Raw genomic sequence first — 22,477 nt, 5'->3', positions numbered from 1 at the left:
CGGATCCTTTGAAACCAGACGGGCGCAGCTAACCCTGTGGGAGCGGGCTTGCCCGCGAAGAGGTCGGCACATTCAACATGGATGTCGCCTGACGCTCCGCCTTCGCGAGCAAGCCCGCTCCCACAGGGTCGATGTAATGGCATATCAGCGTTGCGCGGTCTTGCTGACCGCGGCGCTGTTGTCGTGGATCAACTGGGTGATCATCGCGTCGGCCTCGGCCAACTGACGGTCGTAGACGTTGGTGCTGAACGAAGCTTTCTGCGGTGGCTGTTGCGCCAACACCGGCCCGCTCTGGTCGCGCAGGTTCACGTCGACCATGGTCGACAGGCCGACCCGCAACGGGTGCCTGGCCAGCTCTTCGGCGTTGACGTGGATCCGCACCGGCACACGCTGCACGATCTTGATCCAGTTGCCGGTGGCGTTCTGCGCCGGCAGCAGGGCAAAGGCGCTGCCGGTCCCGGCGCCGAGGCTGTCGATGGTGCCGCTGTATTTGACGTCGCTGCCATAGAGGTCGGTTTCGATCTCGACCGGCTGGCCGATGCGCATGTCACGCAGCTGGGTTTCCTTGAAGTTGGCGTCGATCCACAGCTGATCCAGCGGAATCACCGCCATCAGCGCGGTGCCCGGTTGCACGCGTTGGCCCAGTTGAACAGAACGCTTGGCCACGTAACCGGTGACCGGTGCAATCAGGACGCTGCGTGAGTTGTTCAGGTAAGCCTGGCGCAGTTGCGCAGCGGCGGCCATCACGTCCGGGTGCGATGAAACCACGGTGTCATCGACCAGCGCGCTGGTCGTCTTGAGCTTTTGCTCGGCGTTGGCCAGGGCGTTTTGCGCCGAGGTCAGGTCGTCGCGGGCGTGGGACAGCTCTTCCTGGGAAATCGCCCCGCCGGCAGCGAGATTCTTGCGCCGGCTGAAGTTGTCCTGGGCCTTTTGCACTTCGGCTTTCTGGGCATTGACCTGGGCTTTCATGCCATCCACATCGCTGTACAGGCCACGCACCTGACGCACGGTACGAGCCAGATTGGCCTGGGCATTTTCCAGGCCGATTTCGGCGTCGTTCGGGTCGAAGTTCACCAGCACCTGGCCTTCATGCACCAGGTCGCCGTCATCGGCGCCGATGCTGACCACGGTGCCGGTGACCAGCGGCGTGATTTCCACCACGTTGCCGTTCACATAGGCGTCGTCGGTGCTTTCGCTCCAGCGCCCGTAAAACTCGTGGTAGGCCCAGACGCCCGCGCCGCTGAGCACGACGGCAACAGCCAGCACCAACAGCATGAACTTGCGCTTGCCCGAGTTGGGGTTGCCTTGGGTGTTTTCCGGAGGTTGAGTTGTATCGGCAGTGGCCATGACAAGTACCTTGAATTAGTGGGTCAGCGTGGCTGGAGTGGCATCGGCCGAGGCTATGGCCTCAGGCTGGAAACCGCCGCCCAGCGCCTGCATCAGTTGGATCGACAGGTCAATCTGCTCGGCATTCAGGTTGGCCAGCTGACGCTGGGCCTGGAGCAATTGCTGCTCGATGCTGAGCACGTCCAGGTAGTTGCCGATGCCGGAACCGTAACGCTGGACCACGGTGTTGTAGGAATCCTGGGCGATGTCGGTGGCGTGCTGCTGGGCAGCGATTTGCCGGCCGATATCGCGCAACTGGTTGATGCTGTCACTGACATCCCCCAGCGCCTTTACCAGGCTTTTGTTGTACTGCGCCACGGCGAGGTCGTAATCGGCGTCACGCGAATCGAGGTCGGCGCGCAAGCGGCCACCGTCGAAGATCGGTACCGAGATCGTCGGTGCAATGTTGAAGAAGCGGCTGGCCGAACCAAACATCGCATCGCCCAGCAAGGATTCGGCACCGGCGGCGGCGCTGAGGTTCAAGTTGGGATAGAACCGGGTCTTGCCGGCGTCGATGCTCTTGCTCGCCGCCTCGACCCGCCAGCGCGCGGCCACCAGGTCCGGGCGACGCCCGAGCAGTTCGGCCGGCAGCACCGAAGGTAGCGCTACCGCGCTCGGCTGAAGAATGTTGGGTCGGGCAATTTCATTGCCGCGGTCAGGGCCTTTGCCGAGCAGCACCGCGAGGGCGATTTTCGCGCTGTTCAGGCGCTTTTGCGCGTCGATCAGGTTGGCCTGGGAGGTGGCTTCCAGGCTTTCGGTCTGCTGGAACTGGTACTGGCTGTCGATCCCGGCAGTCAGGCGCCGCTGGCTCAGCTCGAGCATTTGCCGGGTGCGCTTGAGGTCTTCGCTGGACAGGTCGTAGACGATGTGCGCCTGACCGAGATCGCTATAGGCCCGGGCGACATCGGCGGCCAGCGTCAGTTGCGCAGCCTGCTGGTCGACTTCGGCAGCACGGGCCTGGCCGAGGGCGGCTTCCCAGGCATCGCGCTGACCGCCCCACAGGTCGAAGTTGTAATTGAAACTGGTGCTGATGTTGCGAATGGTGGCGTAAGCGTCACCCTGCCCGCGCGGGTCCTGGTCCCGGGCCAGGCGCGAGCGGCTGACACCGGCGCTGGCATCCAGGGTCGGCATCCGCTCGGCGTCAGCTGCAGAAGCGGCAGCGTTGGCCTGATGGGCACGGGCGTCGGCAATTTGCATGTCCGGGCTGTCGCGCAGGGCCTCGCGGATCAGGCCGTCGAGTTGCGGGTCGCCGAGGCTTTTCCACCAGTCGCTTTTCGGCCAGGCGGCCGGCGACAGGGTCACGCCACCAAGGGATTGCCCGGCCTTGAGGCTTTTCGCGTCGAGTTTGACACCTTCGGTCTTCAGGCCGCTGTAACTGGCGCAACCGGCCAGGCTCATGGCCAACAACACCAGGCCAAGGCCGGTACGCAAGGGTTTACTGCTCATTTGTCACCTACACGCAGCAAGGTGATCGGGTCACCGGCTGCCAGCAAAATTTTCTTCAGGATCAGCTCCAGGGTTTTCAACTCTTCCGGAGTGATGGCACCGGCCAGTTCATTCATGGCTTCGGCGCCGATGTGCGGCAACAGCCCGGCGAGCTTCTGGCCCTCTTCCGTGAGTACAAGCTGCACCTGACGGCGATCCGCGTCGGAGCGTTGGCGGGCAAGGAAACCTTTCTGTTCCAGACGATCGAGCATGCGCGTCATCGAACCGCTGTCGAGGGACAGGTGGCGGCACAACTCGCCCGGCGAGTCGACGCCGTACTGGGCCATGATGATCAACACCTTGAACTGCGCGGCGGTGATGCCGTGGGGTTCCATGCGGGTGTCGAGGATCCGGTCCTTGAGCAGCGCGGCACGTCCGAGCAACAGGCCGAGATGGCAATTGTGGAAATCGTCTGGAGAGAAATGTTTCATCTGACCACCAGTTAGCTGCCTAGGCAGTGAATGTATGTCGAGATGTTACTGCCTAGGCAGCGAATGTCAACGTAATAGTTAGCAGGCTTGGTAAATAGTTGACCGGTGGTTTCGGGTTTTGTGGTCATAGACGGATGTCACCGCTTTTCTGACCTTATTGTTGATGGTGTACATATCCATTGCTGCGGTAACGGCGACTATTGGTTCCGCTCTTACAGCGGGTTACTTGGAAAAGCGGAGCGCCGCCCGCCCCCAAGTAATCAAGGGTTCTTGCCCCTGACGTTCGGCCTCACGAGGGGGCAAGAAGATCAAAAGCAAAAGCGAGGCGGCCTACCGGCCGGCCTGATCGCAATTGAACGCGTTCCCCTGTAGGAGCGAGCTGGCTCGCGAAAAACGCCAGGACACTGCGGGCATTCAGGCAGCCCGCGTCATCGTTGACGTCCATCGCGAGCAAGCTCGCTCCTACAGGAGCGAGCGTTAGCTCGCCTGCCGCTCTTGATCTTGATCCACCCGCCCCCTCGGCAGGCCTCGTTCCGGTGTTCATCCGGGGATAGGCGCGCAGCGTCGTGCGGCGCAGCCGCACACATTGCAGGGAGGTGCAGCGAAGCAAACCGTAGAGCAATGCCCCCGGATGAATGCCGGAGCGAAGGAACCCCGAGCCTAAGCGAGGGGCCGGACGTTCGGGGCGAGCGTTTTTTTGCTTACTTTTTTTAGGCGCTTGTAAAAAAAGTGAGTCGCCGTCAGGGCGAAACCCTAAGTCGCCGTTGCCGAAGAAACGGATATGTACACCGCAAACAAAAGACAGGCTATCAGGCCGCCTGAGCAGGCAAACCGGATTGCCGAACCGCCGCTTGATTGAGAATTAGAAGTCCCGCTTGTAAAAGATGTCCAGCGAACTGGCCACGCCGCCGGCGGCTTCGAGGTAGACCTTTTTGCTCAGCTTGTAGCGCAAGGCAATGGTGTTGGCCGGTTCGAACACGCCAACGCCATAGCGCAGGCTGAGCTTCTCGGACAGGTTGCCGCTGGCCACCACACTGGTGGTGGTGCCGCTGCCCTGGGTGTCGAGCTGGAAGTCCTGGATCCCCAGGTTCTTCGCCAGATCGCCAGTCACCCCGGCACTGCCCATCAAGCCCAGACCGAGGGCCGCCTGGGCGAGCATGTTGTTGTCTTCGCCGTTGCTGCTCAGCGGACGCCCGAGCACCAGATAAGACAGGGCCTGCTCCTGGCTCATGGCCGGTTCGGAGAAGATCTGTGTGGTCGGCTGCTCGGCGCTGCCACTCAAACGAATGCCGGCGATGATGTCGTCAGTCTTGCGAATGGCCTCGATGTCCAGGTACGGCTGGTCGATGGGCCCGGCAAACAGCAAGCGTGCCCGGCGCACCGAAAGCCGCTGGCCGTAGGCGCGATAGCGACCGTCGTTGAGCCACAGCTCGCCACGGGTGTCCATGTTGTCGCCGATGTGCACATGCCCCTGCACATTGGCCGTCAAGCCAAACCCGGCAAAGCTCAGCTTGTCCTCGCCGACCAGCACTTCGATATCCATCCTCATGGCCAGCGGCGGCTTGCCCTGCTCGGTTTGCTGCCCGACGATCACCGTGTCATCGGAGACCTTGACCGTCGACGGCGGCAACTCGCGAATGGTGATCTCGCCTTTGGGCACCAGCACTTTGCCGGCGATGGCCAGTTCGTCGCCCTTCATCGAAATCTTCAGGTCCGGTGCGACTTCAAGCTTGGCGTAAGGCTCGACGGTGACCGGCAACTGCGTCCCCTTGAGCGCCAGATCCACCACCAGCGCCTGACCCCAGGCGATGTTGCCGTTCAGGCTGCCCTGCCCGGCCTTGCCGCTGTTCCAGCCGCCATTGAGCTGTACGCTTTCACCGGAGATCAGCGCTTGAACGTGCAGGTTTTGCAGCTCCATCGGTAGCTCGGGCCCGGCCACCACGCCGTCGCTGAGTTGCAGGCTGCCATTGACCTGCGGCGCCAACAGCCCACCGGAAATCGTGCCACTGCCATTCAGGCGCCCGGCCAGCTTTTCGACCATTGGCACAAACGGCCGCGCCACCGACAGGTCCAGCCCGTTCAAGCGGAACGAGCCGCTTAGCGGTTTGTTCTTCGGCAACGGATTGAGCTGCGCCTGCACCATCAGTTCACCGAGTTTGCCACCGACGAAATCAAGTTCGGTGTCGATGCGTTTGGGCGTGAGTTTGCTGGTGAGTTTCAGGGTCTGGTACGGGAAGTCCAGCCACTGGTCCTTTTCCTTGATGCGCAACGTGCCGCCACCGGCATCGACGCTGATCTGGCCATTCGGGCCACTGGCCGGCAGGTCCAGTTGCAGGTCGGCATTGAGCCGGCCCTGCCAGGCGAAATCCTTCGGCAACCACTGCGCGAGGCTGTCGATCGGGAATTGCTTGAGGTGATAACGCAGCTTCGGCTCGGGCATCAGGCGCGAGTCTTCACCGCACAGGCTGGCCTGGCCGGACGCCCAGCAATGAGCGCCGAAGTTGATTTTGCCGTCCGCCAGGCGTTCGAGTTTCGCCGGCCCTTGCAGCTTCCAGTCCTGGCCACCGGCCTGGATATCACCGCTGGCCAGGCGTCCGCGCCAATTGCCTTTGTCCAACGTACCGTCCAGGCCCAGGGCCAGTTTCAGCTTCGGCCCTTGCAGGTCGAGGCTCAGCTTCTGGTTTTTGATGTCGCCCTGGCCGCTGGCGGTCAGCGTTCCCAGCGAGGTGTCGCCGGCCCGGATGCCGCTGCCCTTGAGGTCGATTTTCGCCCGTTGCGCACTGTCCAGCGTGGCGTCGAGGTTCAGGCTTTGCAGGCGATTGTCCTGGAAGGCCAGTTGCGAGCCTTGCAGGTCAAGCTTGCCTTGGGGCGCCGTGAGTGTGCCGGCGACATCCACGCGGCCATTGAGTTGGCCACGCAGTTGCGGCCAGAGCTGGGCCAGGTGCGGCAGCTTGAGATCGATCTGCCCGGCGAGTTTCTGTTGCAGGCTGCCTTTGCCGCTGATGCTGTTATCGCCGAGGCGAACTTGCAGGGCGTTGAGGTTCCATTGCTCACCACGGCCATCGGCCTTGGCCTGGATCACCGCCGGTTGACCGCGCAGTTTGCCCTTGAGGTCCAGGTCTGCATTGAGGCTGAGCGTTTCGTTCTTCATCTCGCCCTGGCTGCGCAACGGCCCGGCCAGCGTGCCCGGCAGCTCCGCAACCCAGTACGCCGGGTTGATCGCCGACAAGTCCAGCGCGGTGTCCCAGGCAATGCCGTCGGCGAATTGCAGGTTCAAGTGCCCCTCGGCCTTGCCCTGCCCGGCCTGGAGTTGAATCTGTTGCAGGTAGATTTTCGTCAGGTCGCCCGCGAACGGGCTGGCCAGGGTGAAAGCGCCGGCAGGACCATCCGCAGCGGCGTCAAAGTGACCGAGGTATTTGCCGTCGGTGTAGGACACCTCGCCGTTGAAGCGGCGCAACGTCACCTCCGGCTCGTCGATCACCGGATAGAGCCGGTGCCACGGGAAGTCCAGCCAGTCGATCTTCGCCTCGGCGCTCAGGCCTTTGCTCCAATCCAGCTGCCCGGTGAGCTTGAGGCTTTGCTTGTCATTGGCGGTCAGGTCCAGCGCGGCGATCTGCGCGCCGCTGGCGTCGACCTTGCCTTGCAGCGCCAAGGCGACCGGCCCTTGCTCGGCGGGTAACGTGGCTTTGCCGAGCAGCGCGTAGCCGCTCTTCAAGTCACCGGCACCAGTGAGCTCAAGCTGATTGAGTTGCAGGGTGTCCGGCAGATCGGCACCGGGCTTGAAGCCATCGGCGGTGATTCGTACCTTGGCCGGCAGGTTTTCCACCAGCGGTTGCAGTTCGCCTGTCAGTTGCCCGTTGAGGTAACCGCTGCTGTCGGCTTTCAGGTTCAGGGTTTTCAGCAGGTCGCCGTCGATCTTCAACGCCAGCGCCAAGGGCTCGGGTGTCGACAACAAGGTCAGTTTGCCTTCGGCGCTGAGCGGCCAGTTACCGCTCGGTTGCAGCAGGCCGGACAGACTCAGGCTCAGGTCTTCGCGCTGTAACGATGCAGAGTCGATCTGCAAACCGGCCGTCGTCCAGTGCGCCGCGAGTTGCAAACCCTTGAGCTCTTCGCTGCCGTTGAACAACAGGCTGCCGACCTTGATCTCTCCAAGTTCGATGGCCAATGGCAACTTCAGTTCCGGTAGCGTGATCGGACCGCTGCCCGGTTCTTCTGCACCCGGCGGGAAGGTCAGGCTGACCTGACCGGCCTGCAATTGCTCGACGCACAAGGTCATGCGGGTCAGGCACAGCGGCGACCAGGCAAAAATCACCTGGCTCAGCTCGACCCGGTTGTTGTCCTGTTGCCACAACACCCGGTCGGCACTCCATTGCCCGCCCAGCCGGCCCTGGAAGTTGTCCAGGGTCAAACCCGGTACGAAGCCCAACGCCCAGCGGCTGCCCGTCGCCGTGCCCAACACCGTGGCCAGCGTCAGCACAACCAGCATCAACAGCGCCGCCATCGCCAGCAGCGTTACTTTCAAACCACGCTTCACAGCTCAGGCCCCATGGAAAAGTGCAGTCGAATGCCGCCATCGTCGTCCAGCGCATGCGCCAGGTCGAGGCGGATCGGCCCCACCGGCGATACCCAACGCACGCCGATACCGACCCCGGTCTTGAGGTTCGGCAGTTCGAGTGTATTGAATGAGTTGCCCTGATCGACAAAGGTCGCGATCCGCCATTTTTCGGCGATGGAATACTGATATTCCGCGCTGGCAGCCACCATGTAGCGGCCACCGATGCGGTCACCGTCGGAGTTTTCCGGGGACAGGCTCTGATAGTCGTAACCGCGCACACTCTGGTCGCCACCGGCGAAGAAGCGCAACGACGGCGGTACCGATTTGAAACCGTTGGTGGCACTGCCGCCGACCTGCACCCGCCCGAGGAAGCGATGGTTGTCGAACACCGTGGTCAAGCCTTTGACCAATGCCGTGCCGTAGATCAGGTTGCTGTCGGAACCCAGACCTTCCTTGGCCACTTTGCTTTCGAATTGCAGGCGATAACCGTTGTGCGGGTCGATGCGGTTGTCGCTCTTGAGGTATGAGTAGCTCACACCGGGCATCAGCAAGGTACTGAGTCCCGAGTCGTCACCCAGTTGGTAATCCTCGCGCTGCCATTTCAGCGACACCACCCGTTGCCAGCCGCTGGGCAATTTGCTGTGCCACTCGGGGCCAAGGGTCAGCAGCTTGCTGTGGGTGTCGGTGCCCGCGATGTCCTCATTCTGATAGCCGCCGGCAAAACGCAGTTTGTCCGTCAGCGGTGGGTCCAGCGGAATGTCGTAGAACAGCCCGACGTTTTGCCGTGGCGCCGAGATCTCGGCCTCCCAGCCGTAACTGTGCCCTTGCGCGTTAACCCAGTGCCGGGTCCAGTTGGCCTTGGCCCGTGGGCCGACGTCGGTGGAAAAACCCAGGCCCAGGCCCATGGTCCGTGGCTTGCGGGTTTCAAGCTTGACGTCGACCGGGATCGCATCGTTCCTGGACGCCGTGGGTGCCGCGTCCACGCGCACGCCTTCGAAGTAACCGCTCGATTGCAGGTTCTGATTGAGTTCGGCGATCAGTTCCGAGTCATAGGGCGTACCGGCCTTGAAGGGCACCATGCGCTGCAGCAGCTCGTCATCGAACGGCGTATCACCCTGGAAACTGACTTTGCCCAAGGTATAGCGCGGACCACTTTCATAGATCAATTCGATATCGGCGACGCCGGCCCGTGGGTCGACCGACAGTTTTGAACGGGTGAAACGGCCGCTGAAAAAGCCATAGCGCGAAGCCTGATTCTGGATCAGGCGCTTGGCGTCCTCGTAGCGGCCATGATTGAGTACGGCACCGGGCTTGAGCGCGTCGCTTTTGGGGACTCGAAAGGACTTGAGGGAGGCAGCCGGACCGTCGACACGCACCGTGACATTGCGCAGATGCACCGGTTCGCCGGGGTCGACCTTCAACACCAGGCGCGGCGTGTCGCCACCCTTCACCTCGCTGTCGATCTGCGGCTGGTAATAACCCAAGGCCTGGGCGGCCTTGCGCGCCTGTTCTTCGGCGCCACGGCCGAAGCGCAGCAACGCCTGTTCGTCGCGATCGCCGAGGCTGCCGATATAGCCTTCTATATTGGCCTTGAGCTCATCATTGGACGGTTTGACACGCACATCCAATTCACTTTGTGCCAGCGCCGCGCAGCTGATCATCAGCATCAGCACACCGCTGGTATTTCTTCCTGGAAACTTCATAGGCGCGGATGCTATCACGAGCTTGAGAGCGTGATAGAGCATGACTTCCCCGGAAAGTTCTCGGTTCAGGCCGATGCGGTGTGCAGCACCTGAGGATTGGGGTGAAAAAACACGTGCTCGCGAACCGGTCCTACGGCGACCTCGCCGATTTCCTCATAGCCCTGACGCTTGTAGAACTCCAGATAACGCGGATTGCCGGTGTCGAGAATTACCCCCTGTGAGTTTTCATCCACCGCGCACCAGTTGTGCACGGCCTGCAGCAACTGCTCGCCGAAGTGTTTGCCCTGGAACTGCGGATGTACCCCCAGCAATGGCAGGACGTGCACCGAGTCGTTCGGCACGCAGGCCTCCACGGCAGCGTGATATTCGAGGTAGCGACGAGTACAGCGAAACCCCGTGCTGAGCACCATGCGCAGGCGCCAGGCCCAACTTTCGGTGATGCCAAGACGACGTTGCGGCGGTGCGATCAGGGCGATGCCGATCAGGCGGTCGTTGACCAGCAGGCCGATGGCCGGCAGGTCCTGGAGAAAATGCTGGTTCACCAGTTCGCGCACGGTGGCGCGAACCCGCTGTTCGTAACCGGGGCGCTCGGCTTCGAACAAATAGCCGAAGGTCGGCTCATGTCGATACGCCTGGTACAGCAGCGAACGCGCTTCGCGGGCGTAGCCGCTGTCGAGCATGTGAATATCGGCAATGGCGGTCGAGGTTTCGGGCATGACGGTCGATCTCCCCGGCACAGCTCGGAAGGCTGCGCTCTTGTTGTTACGAGCTGATTGACACTGACACAATTCCTTACAGATCCGAAATCAGTGTAGGCAATGAAATCGCCTTTGCTTTTGTGGGAGCGGGCTTGCTCGCGAAGGGGCCATCACTGCCCACATAAAGCTGACAGGCAAAACCGAATCCCCTCACCCCACACTGGCCCGATTCCCCCATGTCAGCTAGCATCGCCCTTTTGCCAGGACTGCCGACCATGAAGATCGTCTCCTTCAACATCAACGGGCTGCGCGCCCGTCCCCATCAGCTGGCGGCGCTGATCGAAAAGCACCAGCCCGATGTGATCGGCCTGCAGGAAACCAAGGTCCACGACGACCAGTTCCCTCTCGAGGAAGTCAGTGCCCTGGGCTATCACGTGTATTTCCACGGGCAAAAAGGCCACTACGGCGTCGCCCTGCTCTCGCGCCAGGAGCCGCTGGCCCTGCATAAAGGTTTCGCCACCGACGAAGAAGACGCCCAACGGCGCTTCATCTGGGGCACCTTTGCCGACGCCAACGGCGTGCCGGTGACCATCATGAACGGTTATTTCCCACAGGGCGAAAGCCGCGACCACCCGACCAAATTCCCGGCCAAGGAACGCTTCTACAACGATTTGCAGCTATTGCTGGAAAGCCAGTTCAAGAACGACCAGCCACTGGTGGTGATGGGCGATGTGAACATTTCCCCGGAAGACTGTGACATCGGCATCGGCCCGGACAACATGAAGCGCTGGCTGAAAACCGGCAAATGCAGCTTCCTGCCCGAAGAGCGCGAGTGGATGGCCCGCCTGAAAAACTGGGGCCTGGTCGACAGTTTCCGTCACTTGAACCCGGACGTGACCGACACCTTCAGCTGGTTCGACTACCGCAGCCGTGGCTTCGAAGACGAGCCCAAGCGTGGCCTGCGTATCGACCTGATCCTCGCCTCCCACGGCTTGCTGCCGCGGGTGAAGGCCGCCGGGGTGGACTACGAACTGCGCGGCATGGAAAAACCCTCGGACCATGCGCCGATCTGGCTTGAGTTGAGCTGATCCCTGACGGCTGCATCAATTCCCTGTGGGAGCGGGCTTGCTCGCGAAGGCGGTCCTACATTCAACATCGACATTGAATGTTATGGCCCCTTCGCGAGCAAGCCCGCTCCCACATTTGCAAAGTGTCATTTTTCGGAAACCTTACTGACTTAATCTCCCGACACCTCCTTTGGCTATACAAGGTGCCGGCATGATGCTGCGCGTGTTGTTCCTGTTGATGCTGTGCATGGGCTTGCCGCAGGCAGGCTCGGCCGGCGACTTGCCGACACCCGAACACGGCCCGGTGCTGCGCATTCAGGGTTCCAATACCATCGGTGCGGCATTGGGGCCGGCGCTGGTCGAGGGGTTGTTGAGCGCGCAGGGCCTGCGCAGGATTCACCGCGAAACCCCGGACACCGCCAACGAACTGCGCATTGTCGGTGAAACCGCCCAGGGCCGTCGGATCGTGGTGGAGGTGGCAGCCCATGGTTCCAGTACCGGTTTCACTGCGCTAAAAGCAGCCCGTGCCGATCTGGCCGCCTCATCGCGCCCGATCAAGGACAGCGAACTGGCCAGCCTGCAGTCCCTCGGTGACCTGAAAAGCCCCAGCGCCGAACAGGTCATCGCCATCGACGGCCTGGCGATCATTCTTCACCCGGACAATCCGCTGAGTCAACTCGACACCGTGCAACTGGCGCGTATTTTCAGTGGCGAAGTGAAGACCTGGGAAGACATCGGCGGCCATGGCGGGCCGATTCATCTGTATGCACGGGACGATCAGTCCGGGACCTACGACACCTTCAAGGAACTGGTCCTCAGTAATCGTGGGAAAACCCTCGGCAGCGCGGCGAAGCGCTTCGAGTCCAGCGAACAACTGTCCGATGCGGTCAGCGCTGATCCACAAGGCATCGGTTTCATCGGTTTACCCTACGTGCGCCAGGCCAGGGCTGTTGCCATTGTCGACGGTCAATCGCAAGCCATGCTGCCGCTCAACAGCCTGATTGCCACCGAAGACTATCCGCTGTCCCGCCGATTGTTCTTCTACCTGCCACCCAACGAAAAAAATCCCTGGGCCAATGCCCTGGTGGCCTTTGCCCAAAGCGCTGACGGTCAAGCCATTGTGGCCGCCAACGGATTTATTGCCCAAACCGTCCAGGCCATGGCCGTGACGCCCAATGCGTTGATGCCCGAGGGTTATCAGGCGCTGAGCCGTCACGCGCAACGGTTGTCGGTGAACTTCCGCTTCGAGGAAGGCAGCGCCACCCTGGACAACAAGGCCCGACAGGACCTGTGGCGGGTGCTCGACTATATCAAACAGCACGGCAAGGCCGAGGGACAGGTCACGCTGGTGGGGTTTGGCGATGCCAAGAGCGACCCGGCGCGCGCCGATCTGTTGTCGAAACTGCGGGCCATGGCGGTACGCCGGGAGTTGGTGAAGAGCGGCGTGGTGTTTCGCGAGATTCGTGGATTCGGTGCCGAAATGCCGGTGGCGGCCAATAGCGCCGATGAAGGAAGGATCAGGAATCGACGGGTTGAGGTTTGGGTGTATTGAATCTGATGTTGCTGCATTGAAGGGAATGACGCCTTCGCGAGCAAGCCCGCTCCCACATAATACCTGTGGGAGCGGGCTTGCCCGCGAATGGCAACACCGCGGTCTTAATGCCCGCTACGCATCATTTCCTTCGGCACGTACTTGCCGATCTCGAACTTGCCAATCGCCGCACGGTGCACTTCATCCGGGCCGTCGGCCAGGCGCAGGGTGCGCTGCATCGCATACATGTAGGCCAGCGGGAAATCGTTGGAAACCCCTGCCCCGCCATGGATCTGGATCGCCCGGTCGATCACTCGCAACGCAACGTTTGGCGCGACGACCTTGATCTGCGCGATCTCGCTGCGGGCCACTTTGTTGCCAACCGTGTCCATCATGTACGCCGCCTTCAGTGTCAGCAGGCGTGCCATGTCGATCTCCATCCGCGAGTCGGCGATCTTGTCGACGTTACCGCCCAGCCGCGCCAGGGGTTTGCCGAATGCCGTACGGCTCACCGAGCGTTTGCACATCAGTTCCAGCGCACGCTCGGCCATGCCGATCGAACGCATGCAGTGGTGAATCCGGCCCGGGCCAAGGCGACCTTGAGCAATTTCGAAGCCACGGCCTTCGCCCAGCAGGACGTTTTCGTACGGCACCCGGACATTTTCAAACAGCACTTCGGCGTGACCGTGGGGAGCGTCGTCGTAGCCGAACACCGGCAGCGGACGCAGGATTTTTACCCCGGGGGTGTCCACCGGCACCAGAATCATCGAGTGCTGGGCGTGACGTGGCCCGTCCGGATTGCTCAGCCCCATGAAAATCAGGATCTTGCAGCGCGGGTCGCAAGCACCCGAGGTCCACCATTTCTTGCCATTGATCACCCACTCGTCGCCATCGCGCACCGCACGGGCAGCCATGTTGGTGGCGTCGGAGGATGCTACATCCGGTTCGGTCATGGCGAATGCCGAGCGGATCTCGCCGCGCAGCAAGGGTTCGAGCCAGCGTTGTTTCTGCTCTTCGTTGGCGTAACGCACCAGCACTTCCATGTTGCCGGTGTCCGGTGCCGAGCAGTTGAACGGCTCTGGCCCCAGCAGCGAGCGGCCCATGATTTCCGCCAGCGGCGCGTATTCGAGGTTGGTCAGGCCGGCACCCAGTTCTGACTCAGGCAGAAACAAATTCCACAGGCCTTCGGCCTTGGCCTTGGCCTTGAGCTCTTCCATGATCGCGGTCGGCTGCCAGCGATCGCCTTCGGCGACCTGCCGTTCGAACACGGCTTCGGCGGGATAAACGTAGGTGTCCATGAACGCTGTCACGCGCTCGCGCAGTTCCTGAACCTTGGGCGAATAAGCGAAATCCATGAGCAAGATACCTTCTTGGGGGAGGTTGTTTAGATCATGCAATCGATGCTAGAACAGCGTTGATAATTTACCTAGCCTATTCTCGGCGTGTATTAACATTCATCACCGATATATGATCGACTGATCGTCACGGTCAGTCCGCCCACACAATAAGAGAGCCCGCGTAATGAATCTGAGCAAGGTCGATCTCAACCTTTTCATCGTCTTCGACGCGATCTACACCGAAGCCAACCTGACCCGCGCCGGGCAAATCGTCGGCATCACCCAACCGGCGGTGTCGAATGCGCTGGCGCGTCTACGCGAGACCTTCAACGACCCGCTGTTCGTGCGCACCGCCCAGGGCATGGTGCCGACGCCCATGGCCCAGAACATCATCGGCCCGGTGCGCAACGCACTCTCGCTGCTGCGCGTGTCGGTGCAGGAAAGCCGCATATTCAACCCGCAGCAGGCGGTCAAGACCTACCGCATCAGCATGACCGACCTCACCGAAGCTGTGATCCTGCCGCCGCTGTTCCAGCGCCTGCGCCGCCTGGCGCCGACGGTGATCATCGAAAGCTTCCTGTCCAAACGTCGCGAAACCACCAAGGAACTGGCCGCCGGACGCCTCGACTTCGCGGTCGATGCGCCGCTCAACACCGACCCGCAGGTACGTCATGTCAAATTGATGGAAGACCGCTACGTGTGCGCCATGCGCAAGGGGCATCCGCTGGCGGGCAAAGAGAAACTCACGCTGGATGATTACCTGGGCCTGACCCACATCCACATTTCCAGCCGCCGCAGCGGCCTCGGCTATGTCGACCTGGCGCTGGGCAAGATGGGCATCCAGCGCAAGATCGCCCTGCGCTCCCAGCATTACCTGATGGCCTCGCAGGTGTTGCAGCAGACGGACATGGTCATGACCGTGCCGGAACGCTTCGCCCGCCGCAACGACCTGCACGCCTTTTATCTGCCGGTCAACGATGTACCGCCGGTGGAAACCCACCTTTACTGGCACGAAAGCACTGACCAGGACCCGGCGAACCGCTGGATGCGCGAGCAGATGATCGAGTTGTGCCAGCAAGTGACGGCGCAGGAGAAAAAGCTCGAGAAGGTGTAGGGCACTACACCTGGTTATCGTTCTTCGCGAGCAAGCCCGCTCCCACATTTGGAATGCGTTCCCCTGTGGGAGCGGGCTTGCTCGCGAAGGGGCCGGTGAGAACACTGAAAAACCCTGCCCCTTGACGTAAACGTCAACCTGCCATTAGCTTAGCGCCATGACCTTTTGCGAGCGCGCCCATGAGCAGCCAGACCTACAGCATTTCCGATCTCGCCCGCGAGCTCGACATCACCACCCGCGCCATTCGCTTTTATGAAGAGCAAGGCCTGCTCAGCCCCGAGCGCCGTGGCCAGGAACGCATTTACTCGCCTCGCGACAAGGTCAGCCTGAAGCTGATCCTGCGGGGTAAACGCATCGGTTTCTCACTGGCTGAATGCCGCGAGTTGATCGAGCTCTACGACCCGTCCAGCGGTAACACCAAGCAACTGCACAGCATGCTGGCGAAAATCAGCGAGCGCCGTGAGCAGCTTGAGCAGCAGTTGCTGGACATCGAACAGATGAAACTGGAGCTGGACACTGCCGAAGAGCGCTGCGTGCAGGCGCTGGAGCAGACGCTCAAAAGCCAGGAATCGATTCAGTAAATCCACACCGCCCCCTGTAGGAGCGAGCTTGCTCGCGATGGCCGTTAACGATAACGCGTGTCTGCTGGACAAACGCGGTGCCTGGGAGCCCATCGCGAGCAAGCTCGCTCCTACAGGGTTCTCTCAGCATTCAGACAATCAGCACAGGTCGAAGCCCATGTCCCTCCCCTCCCACGTACGCATTGTCGAAGTCGGCCCCCGCGACGGCCTGCAGAACGAAGCCCAGCCCATCAGCGTCGCCGACAAGGTGCAACTGGTCGATGCACTGACCGCAGCCGGACTTGGCTATATAGAAGTCGGCAGTTTCGTTTCGCCCAAGTGGGTGCCGCAGATGGCCGGTTCCGCCGATGTCTTCGCGCAGATCCAGCGCAAACCGGACGTCACCTACGGCGCACTCGCCCCCAACCTGCGCGGTTTCGAAGATGCCCTCGCGGCCGGAGTGAAGGAAGTGGCGGTGTTCGCGGCGGCATCCGAAGCTTTTTCCCAACGCAACATCAACTGCTCGATTAGCGAAAGCCTGGAGCGTTTCGTACCGATCATGGACGCGGCAAGACAACACGGCGTGACGGTTCGCGGTTACGTGTCCTGTGTGCTGGGCTGCCCCTATGAAGGTAACGTCGCCCCGGAGCAAGTCGCCGTGGTCGCTCGCGAACTCTATGCCATGGGCTGCTATGAGGTTTCGCTGGGCGACACCATCGGCACCGGCACCGCTGGCGCAACCCGCAAGATGTTTGAAGTGGTATCAAAGGATGTGCCCCGGGAAAAACTCGCAGGGCATTTCCACGACACCTACGGTCAGGCTGTGGCCAACATCTACGCCAGTCTGCTGGAAGGCATCGCGGTGTTCGACAGCTCCATCGCCGGCCTGGGCGGTTGCCCCTATGCCAAGGGCGCCAGCGGTAACGTCGCGACCGAAGACGTGGTTTACCTGCTCAACGGCCTGGGCATCGACACCGGAATCGATCTCGACGCCTTGGTGCTCGCCGGTCAGCGGATTTGCAGCGTATTGGGTCGTCCTACCGGCTCCCGCGTGGCCAAGGCCCGCAGCGCACAGTGAGTGCACTGAGTGTGTCCAGGTGTTACCGCGCGGACTCAAACGTGGGCGCAAGCGAGTAACACGGAAACAAAATGTAGGGTGTTGCCTGAGGCGCAAAACCCTACAAAACTCCAAACCATTGATTTTAAAGGCTTTTAAAAAGTTGGCATGCCTCCTGCTATATCTATCGCATAACAAGAATAAAAAAATTGCGGCAAACCTAATAAAAACAAGACGTAACGACTCTGACATAACAAAAACAACACGGCAGAGACGCAGCTAACAGATTTTTTTGGAGAAGATGTGCTTTTCAGGGTGCTTTTCGGAGTTACCCGCAACCGGGCAGAGAACAATAAAACTACCTTCAGGTAGCTCCCGAACTGGTTGGATCGCTTGGCGAAAAAGTAGATCAGCGCTCAAAAAAATACGTTTGCTCTTGATCCCGGATGGGGATCGCCAAAAACAGCGGTAAAGGGCAACGGTTGCCAAAAACAAAAACAGACCGACCCTCAATAATAAAAAAAGAGCACGCGCAACGACAAATTAAAGGGGAGCCTCGGCTCCCCTTTGTGCTGTCTGGCATTTGAGATTTCACCACCCCCTGTAGGAGCGAGCTTGCTCGCGAAGGTCGCCAACGATAACGCGCACATTCTGAATGAACGCGGCATCCTTGAGTTCTTCGCGAGCAAGCTCGCTTCTACAAGAGGCCTCGTCATGCCTTGTTGATGCGCAACTCCTCGATACTGATCTCGCGCATCCGGAATTTCTGGATCTTGCCGGTCACGGTCATAGGAAACTCCTCGACGAACTTGAAGTAGCGCGGCGTCTTGAAGTGTGCGATGCGCTCCTTGCACCAGGTTTGCAGCTCTTGCTCGGTGGCGCTGTGGCCGGGGTGGAACTTGATCCAGGCGACGATCTCTTCGCCGTAGCGCGAGCAAGGAATGCCGATCACCTGAACGTCCGCAACAGCCGGATGAGTAAAGAAAAACTCTTCCAGCTCCCGCGGGTAAATGTTCTCACCGCCACGGATGATCATGTCCTTGTTACGCCCGGCAATGCACACGTAACCCTCATCATTCATGCTCGCCAGGTCGCCGGTGTGCATCCAGCCTGCCTGATCAATGGCTTCTGCGGTGCCTTGCGGGTTGTTCCAGTAGCCGAGCATCACGCTGTAGCCACGGGTACAGAGTTCACCGATGGTGCCACGGGGCACCAGGTTGCCCGCCTCGTCAATGATCTTGCTTTCCAGTTGCGGCTGGGTGCGCCCGACCGTGGTGACGCGCAATTCCAGATCGTCCGACGGACCGGTCTGCAACGACACGGGGCTGGTTTCCGTCATGCCGTAGGCAATCTGCACTTCACTCATATGCATTTCGCTGATGACCCGGCGCATGACTTCGATAGGACAGGTTGCGCCCGCCATGATGCCAGTGCGCAGGCTCGACAGGTCGAACCCGGCGCGTTGCGGCTGATCGAGCATGGCAATGAACATGGTCGGCACGCCGTACAGCGCCGTGGCCTTTTCTTCAGCCACGGTGCCAAGGGTCAGCAATGGATCGAACGCGTCGTTTGGATAAATCATGGTGCTGCCATGGGTGATGCAGCCGAGGTTGCCCATGACCATGCCGAAGCAGTGATACAGCGGCACCGGGATCACCAGGCGATCGGCCGCCGTCAGGCCCAGGCTTTCGCCGACCATGTAGCCATTGTTGAGAATGTTGTAGTGACTGAGGGTCGCGCCCTTGGGGAACCCGGTGGTGCCGGAGGTGTACTGGATATTCACCGGCTGATCGAAATGCAGGCTGTCCTGGCGCTCATGCAGTTGCTCGACCGTCACGCTGCCCGCCAGATCGGCCAGTTGCGACCATGGCAGGAACCCCGACGGTGGCTGCGCATCCAGGCTGATGACACCGCGCAACTCCGGCAAGCGCTCGCTGTGCAACTTGCCGATGGATTGCTCGGCCAGTTCCGGCACCAGGCCTTGCAGCATCGAGTGATAGTTCGAGGTCTTGAAGGCCCCGGCGCATACCAGCCATTGGCAACCGGATTGCTTGAGTACGTATTCGAGTTCGGAACTGCGATACGCGGGATTGATGTTGACCAGAATCACGCCGATTTTCGCGGTGGCAATCTGGCTGATGCACCACTGCGCACAGTTTGGTGCCCAGATGCCAAGCCGGTCACCGGCTTGCAACCCCAACGCCAACAGCGCCCTGGCGTGCAGGTCAGCGGCCTCGGCCAATTGCCGCCAGGTGTAACGCAGCTGTTGATGGCGCACCACCAGCGCCTCCCCGTCCGGGTACTGCGCAACCGTGTTGTCGAACGTCTGGCCGATAGTCATCGCCAGCAAGGCTTTATCCTGGGAACCACGGGTGTAACTGCGTTGCGGGCTTGCACTGGGTTGATCCATGACGACCCCTATTGTCTTTATTAATGGGCTACCGGCGGTTACCTGTAGGAGCGAGCTTGCTCGCGATGGAGGTCAACGATGACGCGTACCGCCTGAAAAATGCGTCGCCTTCAATTTCATCGCGAGCAAGCTCGCTCCTACAGGGTTGGTCCGCTTTTCTATCTTGAACTGCCTCTACTCTCGCTCAAGTTGACGTTAACGTAAAGGGTGATTGACAGCCATTCGTCACAGGTTTACGTTAACGTAAAGGTGAGAACTGAATCACGACCCTCCCCACCCGACAAAAAAGCCAAAAGGTGACCCATGAGCTACCCATCCCTGAACTTTGCCCTCGGTGAAACCATCGACATGCTGCGCGATCAGGTTCAGTCCTTCGTCGCCAAAGAGATCGCCCCGCGCGCCGCTCAGATCGACACCGACAACCTGTTCCCCGCCGACCTGTGGCGCAAATTCGGCGACATGGGCCTGCTGGGCATTACCGTGCCGGAAGAATACGGCGGTGCCGGCCTGGGTTACCTGGCCCACGTGGTGGCCATGGAAGAAATCAGCCGTGGCTCGGCCTCGGTGGCGTTGTCCTACGGCGCCCACTCCAACCTCTGCGTCAACCAGATCAATCGCAACGGCAACCACGAACAGAAATCCAAATACCTGCCGAAGCTGATCAGCGGCGAGCACATCGGCGCATTGGCCATGAGCGAGCCGAATGCCGGTTCCGACGTGGTCTCGATGAAACTGCGTGCCGACAAACGCGGCGACAGGTACGTGCTCAACGGCAGCAAGACCTGGATCACCAACGGTCCGGACGCCAACACCTATGTGATCTACGCCAAGACCGACCTGGAAAAAGGCCCCCACGGCATCACCGCCTTCATCGTCGAGCGCGACTGGAAAGGCTTCAGCCGCAGCAACAAGTTCGACAAGCTCGGCATGCGTGGTTCGAACACCTGCGAGCTGTTTTTCGATGACGTCGAAGTGCCGGAAGAAAACATCCTCGGCGTGCTCAACGGCGGCGTGAAAGTGCTGATGAGCGGCCTCGACTACGAGCGCGTTGTCCTGTCCGGTGGCCCGACCGGGATCATGCAGGCGTGCATGGACCTGATCGTGCCGTACATTCACGACCGCAAGCAGTTCGGCCAGAGCATCGGCGAATTCCAGTTGATCCAGGGCAAGGTCGCCGACATGTACACCCAACTCAACGCCAGCCGCGCCTACCTGTACGCCGTGGCCCAGGCTTGCGAGCGTGGCGAAACCACGCGCAAGGACGCCGCCGGGGTGATCCTCTATTCCGCCGAACGTGCCACGCAAATGGCCCTCGACGCGATCCAGATTCTCGGCGGAAACGGTTACATCAACGAATTCCCGGCGGGCCGTCTGCTACGTGACGCCAAGCTGTACGAAATCGGCGCCGGCACCAGTGAGATCCGTCGCATGCTGATCGGTCGCGAACTGTTCAACGAAACCCGCTAAACGGAGCTGTCCATGGCTATCCTGCATACCCAGCTCAACCCTCGTTCAGCGGAGTTCACCGCCAACAGTGCGGCGATGCTCAAACAGGTCGACGCCCTGCACACCCTGCTCGCCCAAGTCGCCCAAGGTGGCGGCCCGAAAGCGCAGGAGCGCCACACCTCGCGGGGTAAACTGCTGCCCCGCGAGCGCATCAACCGTTTGCTGGATCCGGGCTCGCCGTTTCTGGAGATCAGCCAACTGGCGGCCTACCAGGTGTATGGCGAAGACGTTCCCGCTGCTGGCGTGATTGCCGGGATTGGCCGCGTGGAAGGCGTCGAATGCATGATCGTCGCCAACGACGCCACGGTAAAAGGTGGCTCGTATTACCCTCTGACGGTAAAAAAACACCTGCGTGCCCAGACCATCGCCCAGCAAAATCGCCTGCCGTGCATCTATCTGGTGGATTCGGGCGGTGCCAACCTGCCGCGTCAGGATGAAGTGTTTCCGGACCGCGAGCACTTCGGGCGGATCTTCTTCAACCAGGCCAACATGAGCGCCATGGGCATTCCGCAGATTGCCGTGGTCATGGGCTCCTGCACCGCTGGCGGCGCCTATGTGCCGGCGATGGCCGATGAAGCGATCATGGTCCGCGAACAAGCGACGATCTTCCTCGCCGGCCCGCCACTGGTGAAAGCCGCGACCGGCGAGGTGGTCAGTGCCGAAGACCTCGGTGGGGCTGACGTGCATTGCAAGATTTCCGGGGTAGCCGACCATTACGCCGAGAGCGATGAGCACGCTCTGGCGCTGGCGCGCCGCAGCGTTGCCAACCTCAACTGGCGCAAGCAAGGTGAGGTTCAGCAACGCACTCCGATCGCCCCGCTCTACAGCAGTGACGAGTTGTACGGTGTGGTCCCGGCCGACGCCAAGCAACCGTTTGACGTGCGCGAAGTGATTGCGCGACTGGTGGACGGATCGGTGTTCGACGAGTTCAAGGCGCTGTTCGGGACAACGCTGGTCTGCGGTTTTGCTTACCTGCACGGTTACCCGATCGCGATCCTCGCCAACAACGGCATTCTCTTCGCTGAAGCGGCGCAGAAAGGCGCGCACTTCATTGAGCTGGCCTGTCAGCGCGGCATTCCTTTGCTGTTCTTGCAGAACATCACCGGCTTCATGGTCGGCCAGAAATACGAAGCCGGCGGTATTGCCAAGCACGGCGCGAAATTGGTGACGGCGGTGGCTTGCGCCAAGGTGCCGAAGTTCACGGTGATCATTGGCGGCAGCTTCGGCGCAGGTAACTACGGCATGTGTGGCCGTGCCTACGATCCGCGTTTCCTGTGGATGTGGCCAAATGCGCGCATCGGTGTGATGGGCGCCGAACAGGCTGCCGGTGTTCTGGTACAGGTCAAGCGCGAACAGGCTGAACGCGGTGGGCATGGTTTCAGTGCCGAGCAGGAAGCCGAGATCAAGCAACCGATCCTCGACCAGTACGAAGAACAGGGTCACCCCTACTATTCCAGCGCGCGTCTGTGGGACGACGGTGTCATCGACCCGGCCCAGACTCGCGACGTACTGGCCCTGGCCTTGTCCGCGTCGTTGAACGCGCCAATCGAACCGAGCCGCTTCGGCGTGTTCCGGATGTGATCCGACCTCTGTAGGAGCGAGCTCGCTCGCGATAGGCGTTAACGATAACGCGGGGC

At 61.0% G+C, this 22,477-nt stretch carries 15 protein-coding genes; 7 read left to right on the top strand and 8 right to left on the bottom strand.

Annotated features, from left to right (window positions below):
* Positions 1–144: 144 nt before the first annotated feature.
* From ACEN8Q_RS02335 to ACEN8Q_RS02310, 6 genes are all read right to left on the bottom strand, one after another.
* Entirely contained in the window at positions 145–1,347 is a 1,203-nt protein-coding gene (locus ACEN8Q_RS02335; protein ID WP_413426055.1) for an HlyD family efflux transporter periplasmic adaptor subunit, read from the bottom strand.
* Between the two features lie 15 nt (positions 1,348–1,362).
* Entirely contained in the window at positions 1,363–2,832 is a 1,470-nt protein-coding gene (locus tag ACEN8Q_RS02330; protein ID WP_413704431.1) for an efflux transporter outer membrane subunit, read from the bottom strand.
* On the bottom strand, positions 2,829–3,302 hold the full coding sequence (locus ACEN8Q_RS02325; protein ID WP_008020670.1) for a MarR family winged helix-turn-helix transcriptional regulator: 474 nt from the start codon (positions 3,300–3,302) through the stop codon (positions 2,829–2,831). Before ACEN8Q_RS02325 ends, ACEN8Q_RS02330 begins: the two co-directional genes overlap by 4 nt.
* Before the next feature lie 862 nt (positions 3,303–4,164).
* The gene (locus ACEN8Q_RS02320; RefSeq protein WP_413704430.1) at positions 4,165–7,836 is read right to left on the bottom strand and encodes a translocation/assembly module TamB domain-containing protein; all 3,672 of its coding nucleotides are present in this window, start codon (positions 7,834–7,836) and stop codon (positions 4,165–4,167) included.
* Positions 7,833–9,560 carry an autotransporter assembly complex protein TamA gene (locus ACEN8Q_RS02315; protein ID WP_413427506.1) on the bottom strand — a complete coding sequence of 576 codons (1,728 nt, stop codon included), beginning with the start codon at positions 9,558–9,560 and terminating at the stop codon, positions 7,833–7,835. The genes ACEN8Q_RS02320 and ACEN8Q_RS02315 overlap by 4 nt, the downstream gene beginning before the upstream one ends.
* Before the next feature lie 65 nt (positions 9,561–9,625).
* Positions 9,626–10,276, bottom strand: coding sequence for a GNAT family N-acetyltransferase (locus ACEN8Q_RS02310; protein WP_413427505.1), 651 nt, complete (start codon positions 10,274–10,276; stop codon positions 9,626–9,628).
* Positions 10,277–10,533: 257 nt separating this feature from the next.
* Here ACEN8Q_RS02310 and xthA point away from each other — a divergent pair, with 257 nt between their 5' ends.
* Together xthA and ACEN8Q_RS02300 are read left to right on the top strand one after the other, a co-directional pair.
* Positions 10,534–11,346: an exodeoxyribonuclease III gene (gene xthA, locus ACEN8Q_RS02305; protein WP_413704429.1), complete on the top strand. Its 813-nt coding sequence runs from the start codon at positions 10,534–10,536 to the stop codon at positions 11,344–11,346.
* 190 nt (positions 11,347–11,536) lie between these two features.
* A complete protein-coding gene (locus ACEN8Q_RS02300) occupies positions 11,537–12,877 on the top strand; it encodes a substrate-binding domain-containing protein (RefSeq protein ID WP_413704428.1) in 1,341 nt (446 codons plus the stop codon).
* Between the two features lie 104 nt (positions 12,878–12,981).
* On the opposite strand, the gene ACEN8Q_RS02295 is transcribed toward ACEN8Q_RS02300, so the two are convergent.
* Positions 12,982–14,211: an acyl-CoA dehydrogenase gene (locus ACEN8Q_RS02295; protein WP_413427502.1), complete on the bottom strand. Its 1,230-nt coding sequence runs from the start codon at positions 14,209–14,211 to the stop codon at positions 12,982–12,984.
* Positions 14,212–14,377: 166 nt separating this feature from the next.
* On the opposite strand from ACEN8Q_RS02295, the gene ACEN8Q_RS02290 reads away from it, so the two are divergent.
* From ACEN8Q_RS02290 to ACEN8Q_RS02280, 3 genes are all read left to right on the top strand, one after another.
* The gene (locus tag ACEN8Q_RS02290; protein ID WP_008053617.1) at positions 14,378–15,307 is read left to right on the top strand and encodes a LysR family transcriptional regulator; all 930 of its coding nucleotides are present in this window, start codon (positions 14,378–14,380) and stop codon (positions 15,305–15,307) included.
* Positions 15,308–15,486: 179 nt separating this feature from the next.
* Positions 15,487–15,888: a MerR family transcriptional regulator gene (locus ACEN8Q_RS02285; RefSeq protein WP_007980992.1), complete on the top strand. Its 402-nt coding sequence runs from the start codon at positions 15,487–15,489 to the stop codon at positions 15,886–15,888.
* Between the two features lie 157 nt (positions 15,889–16,045).
* Positions 16,046–16,945: a hydroxymethylglutaryl-CoA lyase gene (locus tag ACEN8Q_RS02280; protein ID WP_413427501.1), complete on the top strand. Its 900-nt coding sequence runs from the start codon at positions 16,046–16,048 to the stop codon at positions 16,943–16,945.
* Positions 16,946–17,636: 691 nt separating this feature from the next.
* Here the strand turns inward: ACEN8Q_RS02280 and ACEN8Q_RS02275 are convergent.
* Positions 17,637–19,334: an AMP-binding protein gene (locus ACEN8Q_RS02275; RefSeq protein ID WP_413704427.1), complete on the bottom strand. Its 1,698-nt coding sequence runs from the start codon at positions 19,332–19,334 to the stop codon at positions 17,637–17,639.
* 303 nt (positions 19,335–19,637) lie between these two features.
* Here ACEN8Q_RS02275 and ACEN8Q_RS02270 point away from each other — a divergent pair, with 303 nt between their 5' ends.
* Positions 19,638–20,801, top strand: a complete 1,164-nt coding sequence (locus ACEN8Q_RS02270; RefSeq protein WP_413704426.1) for an isovaleryl-CoA dehydrogenase — start codon at positions 19,638–19,640, stop codon at positions 20,799–20,801.
* 12 nt (positions 20,802–20,813) lie between these two features.
* The gene (locus ACEN8Q_RS02265) at positions 20,814–22,421 is read left to right on the top strand and encodes a carboxyl transferase domain-containing protein (RefSeq protein ID WP_413427498.1); all 1,608 of its coding nucleotides are present in this window, start codon (positions 20,814–20,816) and stop codon (positions 22,419–22,421) included.
* The last annotated feature ends 56 nt before the right edge of the window (positions 22,422–22,477 follow it).

The sequence above is a fragment of the Pseudomonas sp. Pseusp16 genome, from assembly GCF_047324915.1.
Taxonomy (GTDB): Bacteria; Pseudomonadota; Gammaproteobacteria; order Pseudomonadales; family Pseudomonadaceae; genus Aquipseudomonas; species Aquipseudomonas fluorescens_CD.
The sequence above is the reverse complement of the archived record's forward strand: the minus strand, read 5'-3'. Positions and strand labels throughout refer to the sequence as shown.